The organism is Faecalimonas umbilicata (assembly GCF_004346095.1).
GTDB classification, from domain to species: Bacteria; Bacillota; Clostridia; order Lachnospirales; family Lachnospiraceae; genus Faecalimonas; species Faecalimonas umbilicata.
In genome coordinates this window covers 37,149-47,970 of sequence record NZ_SLZV01000024.1, presented here as the reverse complement: position 1 = coordinate 47,970, position 10,822 = coordinate 37,149, and the positions used below count along the sequence as shown (strand labels likewise).

At 37.1% G+C, this 10,822-nt stretch carries 8 protein-coding genes; 1 reads left to right on the top strand and 7 read right to left on the bottom strand.

What is annotated here, in order from left to right; translation table 11 throughout:
* The first annotated feature begins 254 nt into the window (after positions 1-254).
* Complete coding sequence (locus EDD74_RS11330; RefSeq protein ID WP_016439489.1) at positions 255-1,631, top strand: MATE family efflux transporter; 1,377 nt, start codon at positions 255-257, stop codon at positions 1,629-1,631.
* An 81-nt stretch (positions 1,632-1,712) separates the two neighbouring features.
* Here EDD74_RS11330 and EDD74_RS11325 read toward each other — a convergent pair whose 3' ends face one another.
* From EDD74_RS11325 to EDD74_RS11295, 7 genes are all read right to left on the bottom strand, one after another.
* A complete protein-coding gene (locus EDD74_RS11325; protein WP_116441388.1) occupies positions 1,713-3,200 on the bottom strand; it encodes a D-alanyl-D-alanine carboxypeptidase family protein in 1,488 nt (495 codons plus the stop codon).
* A 372-nt stretch (positions 3,201-3,572) separates the two neighbouring features.
* On the bottom strand, positions 3,573-4,673 hold the full coding sequence (gene glf, locus EDD74_RS11320) for a UDP-galactopyranose mutase (protein WP_116441025.1): 1,101 nt from the start codon (positions 4,671-4,673) through the stop codon (positions 3,573-3,575).
* Between the two features lie 90 nt (positions 4,674-4,763).
* A complete protein-coding gene (locus EDD74_RS11315) occupies positions 4,764-5,900 on the bottom strand; it encodes a tyramine oxidase subunit B (protein ID WP_116441024.1) in 1,137 nt (378 codons plus the stop codon).
* A 4-nt stretch (positions 5,901-5,904) separates the two neighbouring features.
* Positions 5,905-7,170 (bottom strand): ATP-binding protein, encoded by a 1,266-nt coding sequence (locus EDD74_RS11310; protein ID WP_116441023.1) that lies wholly within the window; start codon positions 7,168-7,170, stop codon positions 5,905-5,907.
* A gap of 487 nt (positions 7,171-7,657) precedes the next feature.
* Complete coding sequence (locus EDD74_RS11305; RefSeq protein ID WP_116441022.1) at positions 7,658-8,701, bottom strand: glycosyltransferase family 2 protein; 1,044 nt, start codon at positions 8,699-8,701, stop codon at positions 7,658-7,660.
* A gap of 29 nt (positions 8,702-8,730) precedes the next feature.
* On the bottom strand, positions 8,731-9,921 hold the full coding sequence (locus EDD74_RS11300; RefSeq protein ID WP_242990045.1) for a sugar-transfer associated ATP-grasp domain-containing protein: 1,191 nt from the start codon (positions 9,919-9,921) through the stop codon (positions 8,731-8,733).
* A gap of 25 nt (positions 9,922-9,946) precedes the next feature.
* Entirely contained in the window at positions 9,947-10,783 is an 837-nt protein-coding gene (locus EDD74_RS11295) for a sugar transferase (RefSeq protein WP_116441021.1), read from the bottom strand.
* Positions 10,784-10,822: the final 39 nt, after the last annotated feature.

Sequence of the window (10,822 nt, the reverse complement as noted above, 5' to 3'; positions counted from 1 at the left end):
TGCAAAGTCAGTAATCTTATTCTACACTGAGGTATTTTTTTCTCAACCTTCTTTCTTGGAATTCCTTATATTTGAATTATACAGGAAGCTCCTTCGTTCCTCTTTTCTTTTTTCCTCAAAATCCTAACTGATTATAGTATGAAGCTTTCTCCTGTGCAAGTCAAAATTTTTTTCATCTCCTATTTCCCCCTTTTCATCTCTATGGTATGATACATGGGAAACAAACAATATCTTACTTTATGAGGGGTAACATTATGAACAATCAGAAAAAAGCCGCAGCTGCGGCAACAAACGCAATTACGGAAGGAATTATCTGGAGACAGCTTTTGATTTTCTTTTTTCCTATTGTTCTCGGTACATTCTTCCAGCAGCTTTACAATACTGCAGACGCGATGATCGTTGGACGGTTCGTTGGAAAGGAGGCACTCGCCGCTGTAGGAGGTTCTTCTAATCAGATCATCAACCTGATCATCGGATTCTTTGTCGGTGTTTCATCAGGAGCAACTGTAATCATCGCCCAGCACTATGGTTCGAGAAAAGAAACCGAACTGTCCCATGCACTGCACACTGCGATTGCTTTCTCGACCGTATCCAGTATTTTTCTCATGGGCGCTGGCTATTTTCTGGCACCTGCGCTTCTTAGCATGATGAATACTCCGGAAAGCATGATGGCAGATTCTGTAACCTATCTCCGGATTTTCTTCCTCGGAATTTTGTTTACATTCATCTACAATATCGGCTCCAGTATCCTCCGCTCTGTCGGAGATTCCAAGCGACCGCTGTACTACCTGATCGTCTGCTGCTTTTTGAACATCGGACTGGATCTTCTATTTGTACTCGTGTTCCATATGGGAATTGCCGGTGCTGCCATTGCAACAGTACTGTCTCAGGCAGTCAGTGCCATCCTTGTACTGCTCGCCCTGATACGGACATCCGATATTTACAAACTACATCTGAGAAAAGTCCGCTTCTTCGAAGGCTCCCTGTCCTCGATCCTTCGTATCGGAATTCCTGCCGGACTTCAAGCAGCCATGTACAGCTTGTCAAATATCATTATCCAGACTGCTCTAAATGCCCTTGGAACTGATACCGTAGCAGCATGGACTTCTTTCGGAAAAATGGATGCCTTCTGCTGGATGGTCATTTCCGCCTTTGGTATTTCTGCCACAACTTTTGTCGGACAAAATTATGGCGCCGGGAAATATGACCGCGTAAGAAAAAGTGTGCGTGTCTGCCTTGGGATGACACTTGCTTCATCCATCGCAATGAGTATATTTCTAATGACTGCAGGAAAGTATCTGTTCCATCTGTTCACAAGTGATCCAGAAGTCATCCGCATCGGAATCCAGATCCTGAACTACATGGCACCGGCTTATGCTCTGTTTGTCTTTATCGAAATCTACTCCGGAGCATTGCGTGGAATCGGTGATGTCATCATCCCGACAATCATGACATGCTGCGGTGTTTGCGTATTCCGTACACTTTGGGTATTCCTGCTTGTCCCAAAATCACCTACGATCGAAACAATCACATTGAGTTATCCAATCTCCTGGGGAATTACAGCCGTACTGTTTATCATTTACTATTATAAAAAGCAGAAAAAACTTGGTATGGAAAACTTCGATCAGTAAATCTTTATACGAAAAATATCAAAGGGAAATTGTGGCTTATTCTGCACAATTTCCCTTTACATTTTGTCCCACAGCTCTTTCCTATCTCCGCGGAAGTCTATGATCCTCACTTCTTTTATTCGTATGATCTTTCTGCTTTTGATACTGCTGTCTTCTTCTTGCCTGAACCTGCTGCTGTCTTACCTGCTTTTCTTTCCTCTGTCGGCGGCGTCTCTGCTCCATCAGCCTTCGCTGCCTTCTCCGCTGTCGTTTTCTATAGACAAGCGCACAAAAAATCAAGCCCATTGCAATAATAACTGACACAACTATGCCAATAATCATCTTAACTTTCGGTGAAACAGTAAAAAGAGGCTTTTGTTCCTTCTGATCTGTGTCACTTTTTTCTGTCTTCGTTCCTGCTGTGTTTGTCTGAAAATATGAACCTTTCAAAACAACTTCTGAGACTCCGACCGTCTGGCCATCGTAAGTGTAAGTCAACGTACCCTTCTTTGATTTCCCGCTTTTATCTTCTGGGACAATCTCCGCTTTTACATCTTGAAATTCTACGTTTTTCGGTACAACAATGTAAGCATCTTCCTCTGTCTCTTTCACACCTTTTGGAAGATCCTTTCCTTCTAAAGGAATCTTTTTAAAATTATTGAAAACATATTCTGCCATATTTTTCGTGTCCGGATAGACGTGAACCCCATGTGTTTTCAAATTCACAGAGACAAGCTGAAGTTCTCCATTGTCCAGATAAGAAACAAGAGTAGACAGTGCCTGGTCTGTATATCCCGTCTTTCCCCCAACACATGGCTCATAAAAGGTATCTGTTCCATCATAAAGCATTTGGTGGTACTGCTGAAATACTCGTTCCTCATTAACAAGATTTGTAGGCGGAATCCGATGTTCGTATGTGTTCGTAATCTTCCGGAATTCCTCATGCTGAAATGCTGCCGCTGCAATGAGCGCCATATCTCTGGCAGAAACATAATGTTCTTCATCATGAAGTCCATGTGGGTTTGTAAAATGTGTATTCGTACATCCCAGCTCCTCTGCCTTCTCGTTCATCATACGGATAAAATTATCATACCCATTTCCCACTGTGTCTGCAATCGCATAGGAGACTTCATTCGCAGATGCCAACAACATCCCATATAAAGCATCCTCCATTGTGATCTCTTCTCCCGGCTGCATACCAATGCTTGCATCTCCATATTCAAGAAATGCCACCGACTCTTCGGTAAAATGAACCTTATCTGTCAGCTCACTGTTTTCCAATGCTACGAGCGCCGTCATGATTTTCGTAATACTCGCCGGAAATTCCTTCTCATCAATATTCTTTGCATAGAGGATTGCTCCACTGTTCATATCCATGATGATTCCCGCCTCCGCAAAGATTCCCGGTCCCTCTGGCCAGTTCTTCAACGCATTTGATTCCACCGGCATCTCATACACTGCCTTCTCTTCATCCGTAACTGCTGCCGCTGCTCCTTCTACCTCTGCTGCACATACCTCATGCACTGCCGTATTCGAAAAAACAAGTCCTGCTGCCAGCAGGAACGCGGCTAATCTATATCTCAATTTCATCTGTATTTCCTCCAAAACATCATAAGCGGTATTATAACATATTCTTGTTCTTCTTCCAACAAAAAATACATTTCCCTTACAAATATGTTTTCTACTTTTATCGGAAACAAAATAGAATTCCTCTGTCTCTCTTTGGAGCATTGCCCGAAACGGCATCGACTTGTTATTAATCCCTGGAAATTTCACAAGAACAGTGAAATCTCCAGAGATTTGATCTGATCATTGATCTGAAATAGATTTTTATTATATCTTCTGTATAAATTCTTCCATTGTTTTTGACTAAAAGGCAACCTGCATCCAGGCTTTAGCACTGCTATGTCCTGCTGCTTTTCCATATCTAAAGCAGTGGGGGTTACAACACATTAGATAAAATTATCCCAATTCCTTTTCGCACATTTCAAGCGCCGCCTCAATAACCTTATCCATATCGTAATACTTATAGTTTCCAAGACGTCCGCCAAAGATCACCGTTGACTCTTTCTCTGCCAACTCGCGGTATTTCTCAAACAATGTATTGTTCTGCTCGTTGTTGACTGGATAATATGGCTCCATTCCTACGCTCCACTCAGAAGAATACTCTCTGGAAATGACTGTCTTCTCCTGTGTACCGAACTCAAAATGTTTGTGCTCGATGATACGTGTATATGGCACTTCTCTCTCTGTATAATTCACAACTGCATTTCCTTGATAGTTATCTGTATCCAGGACTTCTGTCTCAAAACGTACAGAACGATATTCCAGCGCTCCTAATTTATAATCATAATACTCGTCAATCATTCCCGTAAATACTGTCTTCTCTGCAATCTCCGGATTTTCTTTGATAAACGCAAAATAATCTGTATTTGTCTTTACGTCAATGCCATCCAGCATCTTTTCTACAATCTTCGTATAACCACCCATAGGGATTCCCTGAAAGCGATCATTGAAGTAATTATTGTCGTAAGTAAATCGAACTGGAAGACGCTTGATGATAAATGCCGGAAGATCCTTACAGTCTCTTCCCCACTGTTTCTCAGTGTAGCCCTTTACTAACTTCTCAAATACATCCTTACCGACCAAAGATAATCCTTGCTCTTCCAGATTCTTTGGCTCAGTAATACCTGTCTCTGCCACCTGCTCAGCAATCTTTTCCTTCGCTTCCTGTGGCGTGCGGATATTCCACATCTTACTGAAAGTATTCATATTGAACGGCAAGTTATAAAGTTCATCCTTATATACAGCAATCGGAGAGTTAATGTAATTATTGAACTCTGCAAACTGATTGATGTATTCCCATATTTTCTTATTGGATGTGTGGAAAATATGTGCACCATACTTGTGCACATTGATTCCTTCGATTTCCTCACAATAAATATTTCCCGCAATGTGATCACGCTTGTCAATTACAAGACAATTTTTACCCTTTTTCTTTGCCTCATGAGCGAACACTGCTCCATATAATCCCGCTCCTACTACAAGATAATCGTATTTCATATTCGTTCTCCTTCTTGATATTTGGTGATATAAAAATTACCATTCGTCGTCTCTATGGCACTGTCCTTGAACCACCACAATATTTCTTTCTTACAAAGCCGGTTTTTCCCAAAGATTCAATTTTGTTCCAATCCCTTTCTCTATTGCATTCATATATACATCATATCCCCATGCAACATCTTCAATCGGCATACCACCAACAGCATAAAGAAGAATTTGATCATCGCTGTCTCTTCCCGTCTTTTTACCTGCCAAAATTTCTCCCATCTCAGTAATTGATTCACGCATAATGCGTCCTTCCGTTACAGCATCATAAAATCCCATACCTAATAACGTAGAAACATTTTTCTGTGTAGGCAACGGCTGACCGCTTCCCCATCCGTCATACATTTTATAATTATCCGAAATAAGTTTCACCTTTTTATCTGATAAAAATTCTGTATCAACTAATAAAGCAGAAGCCGCAATTACCAATGCACCCGGTTTTAACCATTCTTTTTTCACTGTCGGATTATCTTCATATTTAGAAGCATTTGTAGTTCCATAGAATACAATGTCAGCCCCTTCACACGCTTCCTCGAAACTATCGCATATAACATACTCTTTTATATTCGGGAATTCTGTTTTACAATATTCGATAAAATTTTTCAAACTATTTTTTCCACGTCCTTTGATTTTCACAATATCAATTGTAGGCTGTGCTTCTACAAAAGCATTCAATGAATATCTGCTCATCGTACCAGGTCCAATAATAGCCACTGTTTTTGGATTTTGCACACACAAATGTCTTGCGCCAACACCTGCTGTTGCTCCTGTTCTCATAGCACTAAGAATATTTGCTGACATATATGCCAATGGAGCGCCTGTCTCGGCATCCATTAAAGACATCATAAGAATAGAACGCGGAAGACCTTTTTGAGGATTATCTGGATTAGACCCATAACTCTTTATTCCAAATGAGTGAAAACGTCCCCCTAAATATGCTGGCATTGCCATAAATCTATAATCTGGTTTATGCAATGGCATTCCTTCAACAGAACTTGTTTTCGGAAAAGATACACGAATACCATGTTCATTGGCATCTTCTCCACCCATTCGATAGTCTCCCTTATGCAATAATACAAACATATCTTCCATTGCTTTAATGCAACCCGACATATCACTCACTCCTGCCTTAATCATATCCTGTTCATTCAAATATCTAAAATCTAATTTCTGCCCACTCATATTATTATCCTCTTATTCTACTTGTGTTAAATCTTGCAAAAATAACATCTTCGCCTTTATTATCAGTTGCTACAATCGAACTATGCGTATAGTCAATCAACTCTTTCAATTCATCCAAATCCCGTGCTAATAAATCAATCTCAGCCAATCTCTGATTCACGTTATAGCTCCAAGATATCGTATCTCCTTCCTTACATCTTGGCAAGTAAGACACGATACCCTTTCTTTTTTTCATTTTATCTTCCCCTGTAAATCTTGCTAAATAACATTGTTTTATAGTTAAATATAAAACTGCTCCTCTAGACCCATTTAAATATACAGCACCATCTGGTATTTCAATATTGCAATTACCAGTTAAGGCAATTTGTACCATTGCTTTCATCAAATCCACACCTACTGCCTCTTTGAACACCAATTCAAAATCAACTCCAGGGAAACGAAGACCCGGATCAAAAAATCGGAATACACCTTGGTCCTCAAATCCCTGCATAAAAATTGGACCATTTTTTATTCCCATTTTTTCAAACATCCTAACAACATTCTTATGAGCTGTATTGATATACTTATCCGTATAGCTTGAAGGCATCACTGCACATGAGACCACTTTTTCCATATGCATTTTTTCTGCTCCGCAATAATTGTCGCTAGTACGGATCAAATGTGGCTTTCCGTTCACAAAAAAATATGTTACGTGAAATTCCTGTCCTCCAGTTATATACTTTTCAATTAAAATATCCCCATTTGAAGATTCAGCTTTTGCATTTTCTATAGCAATTGTTAAGTCTTGCATATTGTAACAAACTGCTTGTCCTCTTGACCCCCTACTATCCACTGGCTTTACAAATACTGGGAATTCTATTATACCTTTTTCTGCATCTTCGAGACTATATTCTGGAATTGTATCTACTCCATGTTCTGCACACATTTTTTTAAATGCATGCTTATCTGTCATCAATAAAAATTGTTCTTGTGTTCCATAGCATGACACGCCTAACTGTTCACATATTTCTTGATAAGGTCTCTGGCAAGGATCTAACCAGCCAGAAATTACCCCATCTACTTTTTGCTCTCGTGCTTTTTTAACTATTCCATGCACATCGTAAATATTTAAATCCCAATATTCATCTGCTATTTTTTTCCCTGGTGAGTCATCATATTTCACATTATCAGTTACAATAGTATAAACTCCCAATTCTTGTGCCGCTCTTATTAATTTAACATGAACAGATGCCCCTCCAAGAACTAATAATTTTTTGTGTTTATAATTCATCGTCTCTTTCCTTTCATTATATTTTCATACGACTAAATGATAAATATTTATGTTTTATACTTTATTTGCGCTTATTCCTATTAGCAACTAAAAACTGCCTTTTTACATACTTCTAAAAATCTGTCTTTTAAAACCGCAGACTCCACACTACACACTACAAAATCTTCTTCCATTACTCTAATTACTACACTAACCAATAGCATATGAGGAATCAAAATGAAATATATGTATTTATATAATTCCAAAGTTTAAAATGTTACTAAATATTTCTATACCTATCTATACAAAAAGAACAAAATATGAAACCTCTGAAATTGTAAAAGACACTTAGATTATTCTTGTCAGTAACAAAATCCATGATACCTAAAGAAAAACTATCTGTGGAAAAATAAATAAAGCCATTGTTAAAAAGCATTCCTTACAAAATTAAACATACGAAAACTATTTTTTTCTCTTGCCTTAACATTTTCTACCTGTTTTACAAATCTTATTTTTTTAACATCCAATACAATCTGTAACATTTAAAACGCAATAAAATAACTGTAACTTTCTGTTTGAAGTTAGCCACCATACTAAGGGGCAGATTCCGAATCGCCTCTTTGTATGGAGATGTGGATAGAACATTTTTCATCTCATTCATACGTTCTTGTTTTGTTTTTGGATTGTTTTCATTTTTGAAGTAACGATCCATTGCATGCTGAAAGTATATAAGTACTCTAAAATAGTATCCATTCCAATAGTCTTTGTCCTTATTGTAATCATTTAGATATTTTTCCATTCTGTCAAAAATCAACTCATACGATTCCAATATATTCTTCTTATACCCCTGAGAATAGGACAATTCCATAATCCGATAATGATAAATCGGCTTTTGTACGTATGCTACACTTTTTACGTACTCGTACACATGAAGCATAAATAAAATATCGTCTCCTAATCCTTTCACATATGGATCATACTTCAATTGATTTTTATCTATTACTGCTTTACGAATCAATGCTCTCCATGGGGCACCACCAAAATGATTAATCCTATCAAATTCCTGACATTTTACCGGAGAGCTCAAATCATTATTATTTACAGCACAATGCATTGTTTTTATTGTTTTTACATTTTCTGATTGGAAATTTTTGTCAAAAATATGTATAAGTTCTGTTTTTCCTTCTTTCTCTAAATAATAATCACCATATATTAAATCCGCATTTGTTTTTTCAGCTACATTCCAAAGTTCTTCCAATGCATTTTCTACTAGCCAGTCATCAGAATCTACAATATAAACATACTTTCCTGTAGCCTGGACTAGCCCAGCATTTCTTGCCATAGAAACACCTGCATTTTTCTGATGTATGACCTTATATCGACTATCCTTTTGAACAAATTCATCTAATATTTGAGGACAATTGTCGGGACTTCCATCATCTACAAGAATAACTTCAATATCTTGTAATGTTTGCTTTTCTATACTGTCTAAAAATTGATGTATGTATTTTTCTACCCCATATACAGGTGCTATTACACTGATTTTTATCATAACCATACGCTCCTCTAAGATACAATTTTTTATATAACTTTTTTCATTCTGTTTAAACTCTTTTCTAATTCTCTCTTGATTCCCCGTTTCATTACAATTTGGGGTATGATAAATTGTCCTACCTCATTTACTTCAATAACCACCCAACCTTTTTCTGTATAAGCTAAATCCCACGAAAGATAGCTTATATCTTTTACTGTTACAGCTGCTTCTTTACATAAACTCGTTAGTTCTTCCCACTTGGGAATTTGACTCCCTTTAAAAACCACTTTTGTCTCTGGATGACAGAAGTAGTGACTCCCATATTCATCATAACCATCTGTATTCAAAATTCCTGTTTTTGTATCAACTCCTACTACAATCCCCCCTGCACCTGCGTTATCAACAAATGATCCATTCCGCCCTGCGCGCATAAAAGCATATGGGGTTTCAACTCCTTTATCAGTTTTAAATGTAATACAACGAATGGTATTCACACTAGATTTATTAAATTTTGCCATCTCTTCATGCTGACAGACTTTTTCTTCAAGCAAATATTTACCTGTAGATACCAATTTTTCAAAATAATCCTTTTCGTTTTCACTGATCTCATTAATATTAACTAATTCAACACCTTTTCCCATACTGGAAAAAACCACTTTTTTTACAAAGATAGGATGTTTTTTAACAAACTCATGAAACTGCGCATAGTCACCCTTATTTTTAATTACAATTGCATCTCTTTTGAAATAATTGGAAAATCGAAGATAGCCATCTCCCTTATCTAAAATACTCTGCAATTCTTTTATATCATTCACAGAATATCCAAATACGTTCATATCAATATCTGACGCAAATTCTCTTCGTTGCTCTGGTGTTTTATTTTCCAGTTCGAATCCTGCATATTCGGATGGTATAAATCCATAAGCTAATCTACAGAATAACATGTCTGTTCGAAGATAATCCTTATCTTCCCTATCTTTATATATAGGTGAGTTCTCTAATATGTCTTCCATCTCTTCTATCGATGGTTTTAAATACCGTTTCCATTTTGATAAATATGGCGTAATGATTTCTGCTTTTTTTGATGGATTTTTTTCACATTCTTCTACTTCTTTTGCGGATAAGCAACATCTGTAAAGTCTTTTAATTTTTAATCTCTGCAATCCTTTTCGAATTCCAAATATCTTAGGATATCTACTGCGTAGTATGTAACAAATTCTCTTTTTATCCAATTTCATGCGTTTTCTCCTTATACTATTATTTTTAATAACCTAATCTCTCGACAGCTTTTTCATAATATTTCATAGGTACTTTTAAAGAACTAATACTACTTCCATCTCGATTATATCCCATGAAACTCCCACGAAATGCACCTCCTCGTATTGCTGTTGTTTTTTTATCAAACACCATCTTAACAAGACCATAAACCATTTTTATGTCCAGCAAGAAGCTCACATTTTCAACATAATACACTTCATTTTCAAATTGATCTGCCCAAGTAAGTTCCTTTTTTTTAATTTGCAATATAGGACATTCCAGTCCAGGTCTGACAGCATGTCTCATCATATGACGCTCACTATATGAATCCAAATAATCAACCAAGAGTGGTCTTGGACCAATAAGACTCATATCACCTTTAAAAATACTCCAGAAATTAAGCAACTCATCAAGCGATGTCTTTCTCACAAATTTCCCAAATCGAGTTACTCTTTGACTTGGAGGAAGCAAATCACCATTCTTATCCTTTTTATTTGTCATATTGCGAAATTTGACTAATGTAAATATTTTTCCATCTTTACCCACGCGCTTCTGCTTAAAAAAAATCGGAAATCCCACATCTATTAAAGTGCATATCGCAATAATTAAGTTTATCGGCAAAGTAAGAACCAATGCACAAAATGATATTACGATATCAATAAACCGCTTCCCATATTTTGTATAAAACGACTTCTTCGGTTCAACTTTTGTATCATGTTCGTTGATATATTGCAATGTATCTTCTGCGATTACTTTAGCAACTTCCCGAAACAACTCGGGATGTGGTATTTCTTTTACATCGCTAAGATTAATAAAATTATCCTTTACTATCATCTCTTTCATTATAATATAGCCCTTTCCTATAATTATACTCTTTCGTTA